The sequence below is a fragment of the Streptomyces sp. SYSU D01066-1 genome (assembly GCF_054956795.1).
Map to the genome: position 1 here is coordinate 130,538 of NZ_JBUDHV010000004.1, position 16,242 is coordinate 146,779.

Annotated in this window: 13 protein-coding genes and 1 tRNA gene; 9 read left to right on the forward strand and 5 right to left on the reverse strand. The window is 71.5% G+C overall.

Features of this window, described 5'->3' with window-relative positions; all coding sequences use genetic code 11:
- Positions 1–55: 55 nt before the first annotated feature.
- The 3 genes from ACY1JF_RS05960 to ACY1JF_RS05970 form a co-directional block, all read right to left on the reverse strand.
- Positions 56–946, reverse strand: coding sequence for a cellulose-binding protein (locus tag ACY1JF_RS05960; RefSeq protein WP_462703912.1), 891 nt, complete (start codon positions 944–946; stop codon positions 56–58).
- Positions 947–1,044: 98 nt separating this feature from the next.
- Complete coding sequence (locus tag ACY1JF_RS05965; RefSeq protein WP_462703913.1) at positions 1,045–3,441, reverse strand: SUKH-4 family immunity protein; 2,397 nt, start codon at positions 3,439–3,441, stop codon at positions 1,045–1,047.
- Positions 3,442–3,448: 7 nt separating this feature from the next.
- A complete protein-coding gene (locus ACY1JF_RS05970) occupies positions 3,449–4,477 on the reverse strand; it encodes an SMI1/KNR4 family protein (protein ID WP_462703914.1) in 1,029 nt (342 codons plus the stop codon).
- A 394-nt stretch (positions 4,478–4,871) separates the two neighbouring features.
- Between ACY1JF_RS05970 and ACY1JF_RS05975 the strand changes: the two genes are divergently transcribed.
- Both ACY1JF_RS05975 and ACY1JF_RS05980 read left to right on the forward strand, forming a co-directional pair.
- Complete coding sequence (locus ACY1JF_RS05975) at positions 4,872–5,402, forward strand: YwqJ-related putative deaminase (RefSeq protein ID WP_462703915.1); 531 nt, start codon at positions 4,872–4,874, stop codon at positions 5,400–5,402.
- A 40-nt stretch (positions 5,403–5,442) separates the two neighbouring features.
- Positions 5,443–5,943, forward strand: coding sequence for an SUKH-3 domain-containing protein (locus ACY1JF_RS05980; protein WP_462703916.1), 501 nt, complete (start codon positions 5,443–5,445; stop codon positions 5,941–5,943).
- Between the two features lie 7 nt (positions 5,944–5,950).
- On the opposite strand, the gene ACY1JF_RS05985 is transcribed toward ACY1JF_RS05980, so the two are convergent.
- The gene (locus ACY1JF_RS05985) at positions 5,951–7,267 is read right to left on the reverse strand and encodes a sensor histidine kinase (RefSeq protein WP_462703917.1); all 1,317 of its coding nucleotides are present in this window, start codon (positions 7,265–7,267) and stop codon (positions 5,951–5,953) included.
- Between the two features lie 168 nt (positions 7,268–7,435).
- Here ACY1JF_RS05985 and ACY1JF_RS05990 point away from each other — a divergent pair, with 168 nt between their 5' ends.
- The 7 genes from ACY1JF_RS05990 (at position 7,436) to ACY1JF_RS06020 (ending at position 13,221) form a co-directional block, all read left to right on the forward strand.
- On the forward strand, positions 7,436–8,299 hold the full coding sequence (locus ACY1JF_RS05990; RefSeq protein ID WP_462703918.1) for a helix-turn-helix domain-containing protein: 864 nt from the start codon (positions 7,436–7,438) through the stop codon (positions 8,297–8,299).
- Positions 8,300–8,313: 14 nt separating this feature from the next.
- Positions 8,314–8,390, forward strand: a tRNA-Gln gene (locus tag ACY1JF_RS05995).
- Positions 8,391–8,521: 131 nt separating this feature from the next.
- A complete protein-coding gene (gene glmU, locus ACY1JF_RS06000; protein ID WP_462703919.1) occupies positions 8,522–9,970 on the forward strand; it encodes a bifunctional UDP-N-acetylglucosamine diphosphorylase/glucosamine-1-phosphate N-acetyltransferase GlmU in 1,449 nt (482 codons plus the stop codon).
- A 111-nt stretch (positions 9,971–10,081) separates the two neighbouring features.
- On the forward strand, positions 10,082–11,056 hold the full coding sequence (locus ACY1JF_RS06005; protein ID WP_462703920.1) for a ribose-phosphate diphosphokinase: 975 nt from the start codon (positions 10,082–10,084) through the stop codon (positions 11,054–11,056).
- A gap of 193 nt (positions 11,057–11,249) precedes the next feature.
- The gene (locus ACY1JF_RS06010) at positions 11,250–11,840 is read left to right on the forward strand and encodes a 50S ribosomal protein L25/general stress protein Ctc (RefSeq protein WP_462703921.1); all 591 of its coding nucleotides are present in this window, start codon (positions 11,250–11,252) and stop codon (positions 11,838–11,840) included.
- 182 nt (positions 11,841–12,022) lie between these two features.
- Entirely contained in the window at positions 12,023–12,625 is a 603-nt protein-coding gene (gene pth / locus ACY1JF_RS06015) for an aminoacyl-tRNA hydrolase (RefSeq protein ID WP_462703922.1), read from the forward strand.
- A gap of 92 nt (positions 12,626–12,717) precedes the next feature.
- Positions 12,718–13,221, forward strand: a complete 504-nt coding sequence (locus ACY1JF_RS06020; RefSeq protein ID WP_462703923.1) for a hypothetical protein — start codon at positions 12,718–12,720, stop codon at positions 13,219–13,221.
- Positions 13,222–13,272: 51 nt separating this feature from the next.
- Here ACY1JF_RS06020 and ppc read toward each other — a convergent pair whose 3' ends face one another.
- Positions 13,273–16,011 (reverse strand): phosphoenolpyruvate carboxylase, encoded by a 2,739-nt coding sequence (gene ppc / locus ACY1JF_RS06025; protein WP_462703924.1) that lies wholly within the window; start codon positions 16,009–16,011, stop codon positions 13,273–13,275.
- Positions 16,012–16,242 lie beyond the last annotated feature (231 nt).

Sequence of the window (16,242 nt, forward strand, 5' to 3'; positions counted from 1 at the left end):
CGACTTACCGGGACCGGCAGGTCACACGGACCAACAGCCCGCACGGGCCGACAGGTCACCGCGCGACCCGCCCCGTCAGCGCGCTCAGGCGGCTGCGGACCCGGTCCGTCTGCGCCTGGACGTGGTCCCACCGCTCCCCGTGCTCGCGCAGCACCCGCTCCGTCTCCCGGGCGACCCGCTCCTCGTACGCACGGGCCCCGGCGAGCACCTCGGCCGCCCGGGCCCGTGCCTCCTCCGGCAGCCGCCGCGCCACCTCCTCGGCGTCGGCCAGGTCCCGTCCGGCGTCGGCCAGCAGCCGCTCGGCGCGCGCCAGCAGTTCCGCGTGGTGCGCGTCCACCGCCGCGGCGCGCTCGGCGTCCTCCCGTTCGGCCGCCGCCCACCGCTCCTCGTGCTCCCCGGCCTGTTCGGCGAGCACGCCGGCGGTGCGCCGCCGCGCCTCGCGCAGTACGCCCAGCGCCTCACCGCGCCCCGCCTTCACCTCCCGCCGGGTCCCGATCCGCACCTCGTCGGCCTCGGCCCGCGCCGCGAGCAGCCGCCGCCCGGCCCACGCGTCGGCCTCGGCGCGTACGGCGTCGGCGTGCGCCCGCGCGGACTCCGCCACGCCGGCCGCGTACGTCCGCGCCTCCTCCACCAGGCGTTCGCCGTCCCTCCGCGCCCGCTCGCGCAGGGCGTCGGCCTCTTCCCGCGCGCGCTGGAACAAGGCGTGCGCGCCCCCGCCGAGCGCCTGGTAGGTCTGCGGAGCCAGTCCGGCCACCGTTTCGCGCAGCCCGGCCAGTTCCTCCTCCATCTTCCGGGCCAGCACAGTGAGCCGGGCGGCCCTCTCCCAGGCGGCGTCACGCTCCTCGAAGAGGGCCGCGGCACACACGTCGACCTGCTCGGGCCGGTAACCGCGCCCTCGTACGGTCACGAAGCCGTGGGCCGGCGCCGATGCGCTCGCGCTGCTCATACGGAAACCCCTGTTCGCCCGACATCACATACCAAACGGACGAAAGGGACTTTAGGGATTAGAGGTAAGTATTCATAATGTGACACTCCGTGCGGGGCCTACAGCAACCCGTCCCACATCTCCTCCAGCAGCACCGACCACCAGCTCTCCGGAGAACCGAGCGCCACCGCGTCCAACGCGGCCAACTGCGCCTGGAAATCCACCGTCCAGCGGCCCGCCTGCTCCTGGTTCAACCCGTACCTCAGCCGCCACATCCGCCCCAGCAGCGCCAGACAGCGCGCGAACTCCGGCAGCCCCGTGTTCACGAACTGCGGCGGCACCGACGCACCACCCGGCCCGGCCTCCACCGGCACCGCCACGATGTTCGCCGTCCCGTACTGCACGCAGATCGCCTTGCCGAAGTCACTGCCCACGACCAGGTACGACCCGGCGTCCGGGGCCGGCCGGACCCCCCGCTCCGCCGCCAGCTCCGCCAGCGTCGGCACCGGACGGCCCGGCTGCGCCTGTGCCCAGAAGAACGGCCCCATGTCCACCGGCAGCCCGGCCACCACCAGCGTGTGCGCCACCACCGGCGGCACGCCCTGCCGGTCCACCGCCGCCTGCTCGAACCGGAACACCCCCGGCCCGAACGCCGCCGCCAGCTCCTGCCCGATCCCCTCCGGCGGCACCGGCGGGGCCGGCGGCACCGGCGGCAACGGCGCGCGCACCGGCGCCGGACGCGCCGGACCGTCCGCCACCTGGTGCAACTCGCCCTGATGGCTCAGCAGCTGGGCCATGCCCTGCTGCCGGCTCGCGTGATCCGTGCCGTACGGCGCGATCGACGTGATCCGCGCCTGCGGCCACTGCTCCCGGATCATCCGCGCGCAGTACGCGCCCGGCAGCTCACAGGACTCCAGCTCCGTGTGCAGCTCCAGCACCTGGTCCGGCGGCACGTTCATGGCCCGCAGCTCGTGGTAGATCTGCCACTCCGGGTGCGGGGTGCCCGGCGCGGACCGCCGGATCAGCTGCTGCTCGGAACCGTCCTGCGCCCGGTAGCGCAGCACCGCCTGGTAACCGGGACCGACGGTCGGCTGCCCGACGGGCCGCGGCGGATACCCGTACGCCGGCGGCGGCACGGCGGCCCCGGGCACCGGCTGGGGATGAGGCTGCGGCTGGGGCGGCGGCTGGAACTGCGGCTGCGGCTGCCCGGGCGGGGGCACGGCCCCTTGCGGATGCGGATGCGGGTGCGGCTGCGGTGGGGCAGGGGGCGGTACGGCGCCCTGCCCCACCGGCTGCGGTGCGCTCGGCGGCATGCCGGGGGCGTGCGGGGGCGGGGGCGGAGGCGGGGGTACGCCGGGGCCGCCCGGGGGCGCGGCCAGCACGGTGGGGGCGTGGTGAACACCGGCCTGCGCCCCCGCGTCACCGGGCACGCCGGGGGCGGCGGGCGGGTGCGGCACACCGGGGGAGTGCGGCGGAGCACCCGGCACCGGCGGTGCGGGCGGGCTCCCCGGCCGCGCGCCGGCCGCCGCCTGCGGAGGCAGCGGCACGCCCGGTACCGAAGGAGGCGACGGCGTACCCGACCCGGCCGCCTCCCCCGTACCCGTACCTGCCCCCGCCCCGTGCGTCCGCGGCGGTCCACCGCCCCGCGTCAGCCGTGCCGTACCGGCGTCCGCGATCGCCCCGGCGGGCTCGGCACCGTCGGCGTCGATGGCGCCGGCGGTGTCATCGTCGTTCGACTGCGACGCGAACACGGTCTCGGGCAGCGGAACGGAACGGTCCTCACCACCGTCCGCGTTGGTGTCGGTCCCGGCCCAAGGCGTGGCCCCGGGCGGCGCGACCGGCCCTCCGGCCACCCCGCCACCCACACTTCCGCCGACCCCGCCTGCCCCGCCGGTCCCACTGCCCCCACCGGGCCGACTGCCCCCGCCAGTCCCACTGGTACCACCGGCCCCGCCAATACCCCCATTCCCACTGCCCCCGCCAACACCGTCAGCACCGTCGGTACCGTCCGCGCCCCCACCCGCGACCGGCCACGCCGCCCCACTCGCCGGAGAAGCGGCCGACGAACCCACCGGACCGGACGGCTCCGCCGACTCCGCCGAGCCCGCCCCACCGGCCCCCGCCCCGCCCCCGCGCCGCCGGTCCGCGATCCCCAGCTTGTCCGCCGCCTCCTGCAACCACTCCGGCGGACTCAGCAGGAACGACGTCTGATTCAGATCCGCCCGTACCGCCGGCACCGGCCCGGCGACCACCTCCGAGCGGCCGTACTCCTCCTCGTACCGGCGGATCACCTCACCCACCGGCAACGCGGGCCACAGCGTCGCGTCCCCGCTGTCCCGGGCGATCACCAACCGCTGCGCACCGCCGTCCGCACCCGGCCCGCCCTCCCGGTCCTCACCCCACACCACGAACCCGAGCCCGAACTCCCGCACCCGCACCTCACGGTGCCGGTACGCCGGAACGTCCCCGTTGATCCACTCCTCGGCGCGCTCCTGCGCCTGCGCGAACGTCACCATCGCCAGCTCACTCTCCCGCAGCGGACGCGGCCGACACCGGCACCGCCCGCGCGAACCCGCCGTCCACCATCAGATCCGCCACCGTCTCCAACTCCGGCGGCGACCCCGCCAGCCGCGACAGGAACGCGTCGAAGTCCTCACCGCACGGCAGCAGCAACCGCTCCGCCCGCTCGGCCGGCGACCACCCCGGATCGACGTCCCGCGCGTCGTCGTACGCGCAGAACCACACCGAACCGGCCCGCTCACCCCTCACCTTCACCGCCAGCAGCCCGCCCTGCACGAACGCGACACCCAGGTAGTCCTTGGTCAGATGGTCCCGCAGACACTTGTTGACGTAGACCAGGTCATTGACCGCCGCCTCGTCCCGCACCGTGAAGAACGGCTGGTCGACCAGCAGCCCCAGCTCCGCGTCCAGCGCCGTCCCCACCGGCGCGCAGCCCCCCGCCGCCTTCAGGAACGACCGGTACGCACCCGGCAACCGGTACCCGAGGTCCTCCTCCACCCCCAGCACCTGCTGCTCCGACACCGCCACCCCCGACTTCGGCAGCCCGAAGTGCGCCGGACGCGTCTCCGCCAACGGCCGCGTCCCCCGCTTGCCCTGGTCCACCGCCGCCGTGGCGATCCCGCCGTGGTGCCGCAGCAACGCCTTCACCTCCACCGGCACCAGCTCCAGCCGCCGCGACCCCACCACGTGGTGCCACGTCCAGCCGTGCGGCGTCGCCACCGCCGGCACCGTGTCCCACAGCTCGTGCCCCGACGCGGACAACGCCGCGTTCGCCGACACGTAGTCCGTCAGCCGCAGCTCGTCGACACCGAACCCGCCCGGCGGCTCCGCGATCTCCGCTGCCGCCCGCGCGTACGGCGAGAAATCCGGGTAACCGCTCCCGTCCACCCGCACCCCCCTCGGGTGACGCGCGGCCCGCACCGGATCCGGGAAATGCACGACCTGCCCGGCATAGGCCGCGTTCGGCGGCACGACCCGTCCCTCAACCTGACGGCCGGGAGGAACCCCCAGCCCGAGCCGGCCTGTCGTCATGGCGGTTGCCCCCTGCGGCGTATGTCCGCCGGTCATCCCCGCGGACGCTGTCTCTGACTGTCTGGAGCTGATGTCGAAGTGTCTTGAACTGACCTGGAGTTGCATGGAGCTGACGTGGAGCTGTGTGAACCTGTATGGAGTTGTACGGAGCCGTCCGAAAACGCGTCCGGAACTGCCCGGATCACCGCGGCACACACGGTGGCGACAGCCTATGCGGTACGACGACACCGGTCACCGGCACCGACGGCCGATCCCCCCGCTTCCGTGACCAGCCGTCACGTACTGGTAACAGTCCGCCCATAACCGGGCGTGTCGCCACGCCCCAGCTTCCCCACCCGCCACGCCATTTGGCAGTCTGTGACCACCGGGGGAGGTTCAGGAGGGGATGACGATCATGAACGCGACACAGACGGGACACCGGACGACCACGTCCGACGACCCCCGGACCGGCGACCCCCGCATCGGCTGGAGCAGCGCCGAAACCCCCCACGCACCCATCCTGCGCCACCGCCGCGACGGCATACTCCCCACCGTCGCCGCCGCCCTCTCCGTCCGCGGCACCACCCTCACCGGCACCGCCGCCCGCGGCGACACACCCCCCGCCCTGCACCCCCTCGTACAGGACTTCCTCGACACCCTCACCAGCTCACAACGCGACCGCTTCACCGGCCGCTGCGCCGAGACCATCCTCATCTCCCGGCACCTCACCACCGCCGACGCCACCCGCAGCAAACGCGCCGCCCGCCGCCCCATGAGCAACGGCGAAGCCCGCAAAGCCCTCAAACACGCCAAACTCACCACCCGCCACATCCGCGAGGACGGCGACCCCCTGCACGGCACCTTCGCCGCACCCTGCCGCACCTGCATCGCCCTCAGCGCCCACTTCGGCGTCCGCATCGTCGACCCCACACCGACCACCGGCTGACCCCACCCGCACCCCCCGCACGGACGACGAACGAAGACCCATGCACCCCGACCGCACCAAGACCAGCACCACCCGATTCCCCGTCCCCGTCGACGCCGCCCTGCGCGACGCCGGCTGGCACCCCGGACGCTGGGACATCAAACAAGCCGAATACTGGGCCGACACCCTCCGCGGCCACACCTCACCCGCCGGCCACCGCCACACCGTCTTCCCCGCCGCCGTCGAAGCCTGGGCCGAATTCGGCGGCCTCACCCTCACCCCCACCGGACCCGGCCGCCAGATCGCCCCCGCCACCCTCCACCTCGACCCCCTGCACGGCCTCCACCTCGCCCGCACCCTCGGCGACCTCGGCCGCGCCCTCGACACCGAGGTCACCCCCCTCGGCACCGAGACCGACACCCAGGCCCTCCTCGCCATCGACACCCACGGCCGCGTCTACGCCCTCGACCACACCGGCGACTGGTACCTCGGCCCCGACATCGACCACGCCCTCGGCGCCCTCGTCACCGGCACCGCACCCACCCGCCTCAGCACCGTCTGACCCACCCCTACGCGGAAACCACCGCCGGAATCACCGCCGACACCCGAAAACCCCCCGCGTCCGTCGGCCCCGACACGAACACCCCGCCCAGCGCCGCGACCCGCTCCCTCATCCCCACCAGACCATTGCCCCCCGACGGCAGCCCCACCGCCGACGCCGACGCCGGCTCCGGCGGCGGATCGTTCTCCACCTGCATCGCGATCTCCGACGCCCGATGCGCCAGACGCACGTACGTCTTCGCACCCGCCGCGTGCTTGTGCGCGTTCGTCAACGCCTCCTGCACCACCCGGAACGCCGTCCGCTCCACCACCGGCGCATACGACCGCGACTCCCCCTGCACCGACAGGTCCACCACCATCCCGGCCGCCACCGACTGCCCCACCAACTCGCCCAGCTCCGACAACGACGGCCCCTCCCCGTCCGCCTCGGCCACCCGCGAAGCCGCCGCCGCGGCCGCCGCCCCCACCGCAGCCAACGGCACCGACGCCCGCTCCCGCGCCACCTGCCCCCCACTGCGCAGCACCCCGAGCATCTCCCGCAACTCCGTCAGCGCCTGCCGCCCCATGTCCCCCACCAACGCGGCGTTCCTCACCGCCTTCTCCGGATCCTTCCGCGCCACCGCCTGAAGCGCGGCGGCATGCACCACCATCAGACTCACCCGATGCGCGACCACGTCATGCATCTCCCGCGCGATCCGCGTCCGCTCCTCATTGCGCGCCCACTCGGCCCGCTCCTCCGCCCGCTCCGCCAGCAACTGCAGCTCCCGCTCCAGATCGTCCGCCCGCTCCCGCAGACTCTCCATCAACCGCCGCCGCGCCCCCACATACAGCCCCAGCAGCACCGGAGGCGCCGTCAGCCCGAGCGACGTCGCCACGGCGGCGAACGGCACGAACCAGTCGCCGATCCCCAACTCCCCCCGCGCCATGTCCTGCCGCACCCGCACGAACGTCACGATCAACGTCCCCAGCAGCGACATCCCCGCCAGCGACCCGATGATCCGGCGCGGCAGCTCACACGCCGCCAGCGTGTACAGACCGACGATCCCCATCAGGAAGCCCATCTGCGCCGGCGTGACGGCGATCGCCACCAGCACCACCGCGACCGGCCACTTCCGCCGCACCAGCAGCACCGAACCGGCCAGCAGACCGAACAGCACCCCCGCCGCGACCGGAATCCCCGCGTCCCACGCGAACGGAACCCCCTCCGCCGCGCACTCCAGCGCCGACACCACCGCGAGGCCCGCATCGAGCACCGCACCGCGCCGCCGCTCCCACCACCAAGGCCCACCCCGGACCGTCACCTGCATGTCCCCCGTCGTGGTCATGGCTCCAGCCTACGGGCGCACGGCGGCGCATTTCCGGGGAGTTTCGACGGATTGGGCTCCACCACGGAGGGTGACAGTACGGTAGCGATACGACGCGATATCCCTCGAACGCGTGAACCGATCACCGACCGCCCCCGGAGCCCCACATTCCGCCCGGACGGTTTTCCCATGACCACACACCCACAGGGCAAGTACGCCGACTTCGAGGGCTTGAGGGAGAAGGCGGTCGCGCTGCGCCGCGCGGGCTACAGCCTTCGGCAGATCAGGGACGAGTTGAAGGTGTTCAACAACGAGATCCTCAATCAGCTGGTGAAGGGGGAACCGCCGCCGGCCTGGACGAAGCGCCCGAACGCTAAGGACGACTTGAGGGCAAAAGCGCGTGAGCTGCGACTTCAAGGATGGACGTACGACCAGATCGAGGCGGAACTGGGATGTTCCAGGAGTTCTGTCTCGCTATGGGTCAGGGACCTCCCCCGGCCCGAGCCCCGTTACACGCCGGAGGAACAACGGGAACTCATGAACGAGGGCCTGGCCAGGCGCCGCGCGGCGGAGGACGAGGAGCGCCAGCGAACAAGAGCAGAAGCCCACCGAGAAGCAAGCGACCTGACAGACCACGAACTCTTCGTGGCGGGGGTCGCGCTCTACTGGGCCGAGGGCTCAAAGAGCAAACCGTACGACCGCCGGGAACGCGCCGTCTTCGTGAACAGCGACCCTGGAGTGATCCAGACCTACCTCGCCTGGCTGGACCTGCTCGACGTGGACCGGGAACGTCTGGGCTTCAGGCTGCTGATCCATGAGTCTGCCGACATCGACGCGGCACACAGGTTCTGGGCGGAGATCGCTGGCATCGACGCCTCGGCCTTCGCGCGGCCGACACTCAAGAAGCACAACCCGAAGACGGTCCGCAAGAACACCGGGGACGGCTACCACGGCTGCCTCGTCATCGTCGTGGCCCGCAGCGCCCAGTTGTACAACCGCATTGAGGGCTGGTGGAGCGGAATCGTGGCCCACGCACAAGGACGTCTCCGGTAAGGTCTGAAGCGCGATCCCCCGTGGTGTAACCAGGCAGCACACCAAGTTTTGGTCTTGGCAGGTCAAGGTTCGAATCCTTGCGGGGGAGCCACAGCGCACAAAACCCAAGTTCGGGCCCTGACCCTCGGCATACAGCCCCGTCAGGGCCCGCACCCATGTCCCCCACAAATCCCCCCGGTATCCTGCGGATGTCCACCCCCACCCACAGCCGAAGGGCATCCCGTGAGCGCCAACCGCCCGGCAGCCGTCGTCGTTCTCGCAGCGGGTGAGGGCACCCGTATGAAGTCGGCCACCCCGAAGGTCCTGCACGACATCTGCGGCCGTTCCCTCGTGGGCCACGTGCTCGCCGCCGCCGGCGAGCTGGACCCCGAGAACCTGGTCGTCGTCGTCGGGCACGCCCGCGAACAGGTCACCGCCCACCTCGCCGAGGTCGCCCCCGCCGTCCGCACCGCCGTCCAGGAGCAGCAGAACGGCACCGGGCACGCCGTGCGGATGGGGCTGGAGGAGCTGGGCGGCGCCGTGGAGGGGACGGTCGTGGTGGTGTGCGGGGACACCCCGCTGCTCACCGCCGGCACGCTCGCCTCGCTCGCCGCCACCCACTCCGCCGACGGCAACGCCGTGACCGTGCTGACGGCCGAGGTGCCGGACGCGACGGGGTACGGGCGGATCGTGCGGGACGAGGGCACCGGGGCCGTCACGGCGATCGTGGAGCACAAGGACGCCGACGACGCGCAGCGGGCGATCCGGGAGATCAACTCGGGGGTGTTCGCGTTCGACGGGCGGTTGCTCACGGACGCGCTCGGCAAGGTGCGGACGGACAACAGTCAGGGTGAGGAGTACCTGACGGACGTGCTGGGGATCCTGAGGGAGGCCGGTCACCGGGTCGGGGCGTGTGTCGCGGCCGATCACCGGGAGATCGCCGGGATCAACAACCGGGTGCAGCTGGCCGAGGCGCGGCGGATTCTGAACGACCGGTTGCTGACGGCGGCGATGCTGGCCGGGGTGACGGTGGTGGATCCCGCGTCGACGTGGCTGGATGTGACCGTGACCTTCGAGCGGGACGTGATCGTGCATCCGAACACGCAGTTGCACGGTGTCACGCATCTGGGTGAGGGCGCGGAGGTGGGGCCGAACTCGCGGCTGACGGACACCCGGGTGGGGGCCGGGGCGCGGGTGGACAACACGGTGGCGCAGGGCGCGGAGGTGGGCGTGCGGGCGACGGTCGGGCCGTTCGCGTATCTGCGTCCGGGGACGCGGCTCGGTGACAAGGGCAAGATCGGTACGTACGTCGAGACGAAGAACGCGTCGATCGGTGAGGGCACGAAGGTGCCGCATCTGTCGTATGTCGGGGACGCGACGATCGGTGAGTACACGAACATCGGTGCGGCGAGCGTGTTCGTGAATTACGACGGGCAGGACAAGCATCACACCACGGTCGGGTCGCACTGTCGTACGGGGTCGGACAACATGTTTGTGGCTCCTGTCACGGTCGGGGACGGTGCTTACACCGCCGCCGGCTCGGTGATCACGAAGGATGTGCCGCCCGGTTCGCTGGCCGTGGCCCGGGGCCAGCAGCGGAACATCGAGGGCTGGGTGGCTCGTAAGCGGCCGGGCAGTGCGGCGGCGCGGGCGGCCGAGGAGGCGTCCCGGGAGCCGGGCGCCGGAGAGTGACCGGAAACCGGTGCGTCGAAGTCGTCGTACCGTGATAAGTGCACACCCGCACCCTTACCAGCCGGGACGTCCGCTCCGCTCCGGCTGCGAGACCTCTGAGGAGACAGTGCTGTGACCGGGATCAAGACGACCGGCGAGAAGAAGATGATGTTCTTCTCCGGCCGCGCCCACCCCGAGCTTGCCGAGGAGGTCGCCCACGAACTGGGTGTCGGGGTCGTCCCGACGAAGGCCTTCGACTTCGCCAACGGTGAGATCTACGTGCGTTATCAGGAGTCGGCCCGCGGTGCGGACTGCTTCCTGATCCAGAGCCACACGGCTCCGATCAACAAGTGGGTCATGGAGCAGTTGATCATGATCGACGCGCTGAAGCGCGCGTCGGCCCGCTCCATCACCGTCATCGTGCCGTTCTACGGTTACGCGCGGCAGGACAAGAAGCACCGGGGTCGTGAACCGATCTCGGCGCGTCTGATCGCGGATCTGATGAAGACGGCGGGCGCGGACCGGATTCTGGCGGTGGACCTGCACACGGACCAGATCCAGGGTTTCTTCGACGGGCCGGTGGACCACCTCTTCGCGTTGCCGCTGCTGGCGGACTACGTGGGCGCGAAGGTGGACCGGGAGAAGCTGACGGTGGTGTCCCCGGACGCGGGCCGGGTGCGGGTGGCGGACCGTTGGTGCGACCGGCTGGGCGCGCCGCTGGCGATCGTGCACAAGCGTCGTGACAAGGACGTGGCGAACCAGGTGACCGTGCACGAGGTCGTGGGTGACGTGAAGGGCCGGATCTGCGTGCTGGTCGATGACATGATCGACACGGGTGGCACGATCTGTGCGGCGGCGGACGCGTTGTTCGCGCACGGTGCGGAGGACGTCATCGTGACGGCGACGCACGGGGTGCTGTCGGGTCCGGCGGCGGACCGGCTGAAGAATTCGAAGGTGAGCGAGTTCGTGCTGACGAACACGTTGCCGACGCCGGGTGAGCTGGAGCTGGACAAGATCACGGTGCTGTCGATCGCGCCGACGATCGCGCGTGCGGTGCGTGAGGTGTTCGAGGACGGTTCGGTGACGAGCCTCTTCGACGAGCAGTGATCGTCTTCGTGGGCGAGTAGATCGTTTTGGGTGTGGCCTCCCGTGCCGAGTAGACTGCTGAAGTTGCTCGGCGAGGGAGGCCGCTCCTGTTGTGTGCAGGGTTTGCGGCGGTCCGTTATCGACGCGCTCTTCGTAGCAGGCCGTTCGTGGCCGGGTGACCACGTCCGTTCTGTACTTATTGCGAGGAGTGAGCATGTCCGAGGTGAAGATCTCCGCCGAGACGCGCAGCGAGTTCGGCAAGGGTGCCGCGCGCCGTATCCGTCGTGAGGACAAGGTTCCGGGTGTTCTGTACGGGCACGGTTCGGACCCGCTGCACCTGACGCTGCCGGGTCACGAGCTGCTGCTGGCGCTGCGTACGCCGAACGTGCTGATCGCGCTGGACATCGACGGCAAGACGAACGAGCTGGCGATTCCGAAGTCGGTGCAGCGTGACCCGATCAAGGGGTTCCTGGAGCACGTCGACCTGCAGCTGGTGCAGCGTGGTGAGACGGTGAGCGTCGAGGTCTTCGTGCAGACCGAGGGTGAGCTGGCGCCGGGTGGCAACCTGCTGGAGCACGTGCTGAACGCGCTGCCGGTCGAGGCCGAGGCCACGCACATCCCCGAGTCGGTCACCGTGTCGGTGCAGGGTCTGGAGGCCGGTGCGTCGGTGCTGGCGAAGGACATCCCGCTGCCGTCCGGTACCAAGCTGGCCGTCGACGGTGAGACGGTGGTCCTGCAGGTCCTGGCCGCGCAGGCCGAGGAGTCCGAGGGCGAGGGCGCCGAGGGCGAGGGCGCGGAGGCCTGAGCTTCGCGGTCTTCGTGACCTGTGCGGGCTTCGTGGTCCGTGCGGGTCGTCGCGGGCTCGTGGTCGTCGCGGGCTCGTGGCCTTCGCGGCTCGTAGCCGTCGCAGGCTCGTAGTCGTCGTTTCGTCAGCCGCTGTTCCCCTGTTTTCCTGGGGGGCAGCGGCTGGCGCGTATCAAGGGAGACATGGACGTGACGACCGATTCCGGTGCGCCCTGGCTGATCGCGGGGCTGGGCAATCCCGGTCCGGAGTACGCGGGGAACCGGCACAACGTCGGTTTCATGGTGGTCGATCTGCTGGCGGAGCGGATGGGCGGGCGGTTCAAGCGGCACGGCAAGGCGCAGGCGCAGGTGGTGGAGGGGCGGGTGGGTCCGCCGGGGCCGGGGTCGCGGCGGGTGGTGCTGGCGAAGCCGATGTCGTTCATGAACCTGTCGGGTGGTCCGGTGACGGCGTTGCGGGACTTCTACAAGGTGCCGACGGACCGGGTGGTGGCGGTCCACGACGAGCTGGACATCGATTTCGGGGTGTTGCGGCTGAAGCTGGGCGGCGGGGACAACGGGCACAACGGTCTGAAGTCGATGACGAAGGCGATGGGGCCGGATTACCACCGGGTGCGGTGCGGGATCGGCCGGCCGCCGGGGCGGATGCAGGTGGCGGACTTCGTGCTGAAGGACTTCTCGTCGGTGGAGCGCAAGGAGCTGGACTGGTTCGTGGACCGGGCGGCGGACGCGGTGGAGTGTCTGGTGCTGGAGGGTCTGGAGCGGGCGCAGGGGTCGTACAACTCGTGACGTAGGTCGCCTGGGGTGCGGCTCCTGACGTTTCGTGTCGTGGTGCCCGCTGAGGTTGACCGGGTGTGCGGGCATGGCCAAGGATCGCGGCCATGCCTTCCGCGGTGGTCTCTTTCGGGCGGGTCGCGGTGATGGGTACGGTCGCCGTGCTGATCCTGGTCGCCGGGGTGTGGGCGTCCTGGGGCGGCGCGCAGTACGTGATGCCGACCAAGGGCCGGGAGCGCGGCACGGTCGAGGTGACGCGGTGTGCCGGCGGTGTGTGCGGTGGTCCGTACGTGCCGTCGCCGGTGGGGTCGGTGGCCCGGGACCGGGTGGTGCTGGAGGATTCGCCGGCCGTGGTGGAGGGGGAGAGGTACGCGGTCGTGCTGAAGCCGGGGTCCGGTGGTCCGCGTGAGGCGGTGCGGTCGGGGCCGGCCGGAGTGCTGTACGCGTGGGCGCCGCTGGGTGGTGCTCCCCCAGTGCCGCAAGGGCCTGGGAGGTACCCCCAGCTGCTGGCGTCGGTGGTGGCGGCGGGCGGGTTGCGGTCGTCGCGGGTGGGGTGGGTGTCGGCGGGGGCGGGCGGGGTGTTGCTGACGGCGGTGTTCGTGGCGGTATGACGATGCCCCCGGGCCGGGTGTGCGGCGCGGGGGCATGCGTGCGGTCGGGTGTCAGCCGGTGTTGCGCAGGCCGGCGGCGACTCCGTTGACGGTGAGCAGCAGGGCTCGGGCGAGCAGCGGGTCGGGGTCGGTGCCGGCGGCGGCGGTGTCGCGCTGGCGCTTGAGCAGGGCGACCTGGAGGTAGGAGATGGGGTCGAGGTAGGCGTCGCGGATGCTGAAGGTCTGCTTGAGGACGGGCTGGGCGTCGAGGAGTTCGGTCTCGCCGGTGACCTTGAGGACTTCGGTGACGGTGAGGTCGTGTTCGGCCTTGATGACGTCGAAGACGTGCTTGAGCTCGTCGGGGACGAGGGTGTCGACGTAGTGCTGGGCGATCCTGAGGTCGGTCTTGGCGAGGGTCATCTCGACGTTGGAGATGAAGTTCCGGAAGAAGTGCCACTGCTGGTGCATCTCGTCCAGGACGGTGTCGAGGCCGGCTTCGCGCAGGGCCTTGAGGCCGGAGCCGACGCCGAACCAGCCGGGGACGATCTGCCGGGACTGGGTCCAGCCGAACACCCAGGGGATGGCGCGCAGTCCGTCGAGGGAGACGCCCGAGCCGGGGCGGCGGGAGGGCCGGGAGCCCAGGTGCAGGTCGGCGAGCTGGTCGACGGGGGTGGAGGCGAGGAAGTAGGACGGCAGGTCGGGGTCCTCGACGAGTCCGCGGTAGGCGGTGTGGGCGGCGTCGGAGACGACGTCCATGGCGGCGTCCCAGCGGGCGAGGGCCTCGTCGGACTGGCGGGGGGCGGTGTGCAGGGCGGAGGCCTGGAGGGTGGCGGCGACGGTCAGCTCCAGGTTCTCCCGGGCGAGGGAGGGCACGAGGTACTTGTCGGAGATCACCTCGCCCTGTTCCGTCACCTTGATCTCGCCTTCCAGGGTGCCCCAGGGCTGGGCGAGGATGGCGTCGTGGGAGGGGCCGCCGCCGCGGCCGACGGTGCCGCCGCGGCCGTGGAAGAGGCGCAGGCGTACGCCGTAGCGGTGGGCGACGTCGCGCAGGCGGCGCTGGGCGCGGTGGATCTCCCACTGGCTGGTGGTGATGCCGCCGAACTTGGAGGAGTCCGAGTAGCCGAGCATGACTTCCTGGACGTCGCCGCGCAGGGCGACCAGGCGCCGGTAGGAGGGGTCGGAGAGCAGGTCCTCCAGGATGGTGTCGGCGGCCTTGAGTTCGTCGGTGGTCTCCAGGAGCGGGACGATGCCGATCCTGGCCCAGCCGGCGTGCAGGTCGATGAGGCCGGCTTCGCGCGCGAGGACGGCGGCGGCGAAGACGTCGTCGGCGCCCTGGCACATGGAGATGATGTAGGACTCGATGACCTCGGGGCCGAAGATCTCCAGGGCGCGCTTGACGGTCTGGAAGACGCCGAGGGTCTTCTCGCCGGCGGCGTCGACGGGGGCCGGGGTGGGGGCGAGCGGCCTGCGGCTGCGCAGTTCCTTGGCGAGCAGCTTGGTGCGGTACTCGCGGGGCATGTCGGCGTAGCGCCAGGATTCCTCGCCGAGCCGGTCGAAGAGCTGGCCGAGGGCGTGGTGGTGGGCGTCGGCGTGTTCGCGGACGTCCATGGTGGCGAGCTGGAGGCCGAAGGCGGCCAGGGTGCGGATGGTGCGGGCGAGGCGGCCGTCGGCGAAGAGGCCGCCGCGGTGTTCGCGCAGGGAGGTCTGGAGCAGGCGCAGGTCGTCGAGGAGTTCGGCGGTGCCGAGGTAGTCGTGGCCCGGCTTGTGGGGGGTGTTCTCGGCCAGCCGGGTCTTGGTGTTCTCCAGCTTCTGCCGGATGGCGGTGGCCTTGAGGCGGTAGGGCTCCTCGGCGTTGAGGCGCTTGTAGCGGGGGCTGATCTCGGGGAGGCGGTCGAGGTCGGCGGTGAGGGAGTCCAGGAGTTCCTGGGTGGCGCCGGTGTAGCGGATGGAGTTGGAGAGGAAGCCGCGCAGTTCGTCGATCATCTCCAGGGCGTCGTTGATGCCGTGTTCGTGCTGGAGGATGAGGACGTCCCAGGTGACCTGGGGGGTGACGTTGGGGTTGCCGTCGCGGTCGCCGCCGATCCAGGTGCCGAAGGTGAGGGGGCGGGTGTCGTCGGGGAGCTTGACGCCGACCCGTTCCAGCTCGGCGGTCAGGTCCTCCAGGACGTCGCCCACGGCGCCGGCGTGGAGTTCGTCGAGGTAGTAGATGGCGTTGCGGGCCTCGTCGGCCGGTTCGGGGCGGACGACGCGCAGCTCGTCGGTCTGCCAGATCAGGTCGATGTTCTCGGCGAGGCGGGTGTCCAGGCGGCGCCGGTCGGTCTCGATGACGGGGGTGTCGAGGAGGGCGGCGATGCGGCGGAGCTTGTTCAGGACGGACCGGCGGGCGGCTTCGGTGGGGTGCGCGGTGAAGACGGGGCGCACGTTGAGGTTGGCGACGGTCTCCCGCAGGTGGTCGGGGTCGGCGTCCTTCAGCCGGTCGGCCGTACGGGCGAGGAGGCCGCCTTCGGCGGCGCGCTTGGCGCGCAGTTCGCGGCCGCGGTGGACCTGTTCGGTGACGTTGGCGAGGTGGAAGTAGGTGGAGAAGGCGCGGACCAGCTTGGCCGCGGTCTGCAGTTCGGTGCCGCGCAGCAGCTCCGCGGCGGCCTCGCCGTCCTCTCGGGTGAGTCGGCGGACCTTTTCGACGAGTTCCAGCAGCTCGGGGCCCTCCTGGCGGACGAGGGTCTCGCCCAGGAGGTCGCCCAGCCGGCGGATGTCGGCGCGCAGTTCGCTGCTGGTGGTCGCCGTGGTGGTCTGGTCGTCGGCACTGCTCACAGGTGCGGCTCCTTGCAGTGTTGAAGCTCGTCTGGGAGGGAACCCGGACGGCGACTCGCGCGGCGGGTGCCGCTTACGGGGCCGGACGTCCGGGAAAGAGTCAGAGCGGACCGCGCTGTCCGACCGACTCCCAGGATAGGTGTCCACCGGGACGCGCAGGCTCTGGGGCTCTTGCCGAGCGGTTACGCGCTGCCATACTTACGTTGCCGTAGGTTACGGAACCGTAGGGAC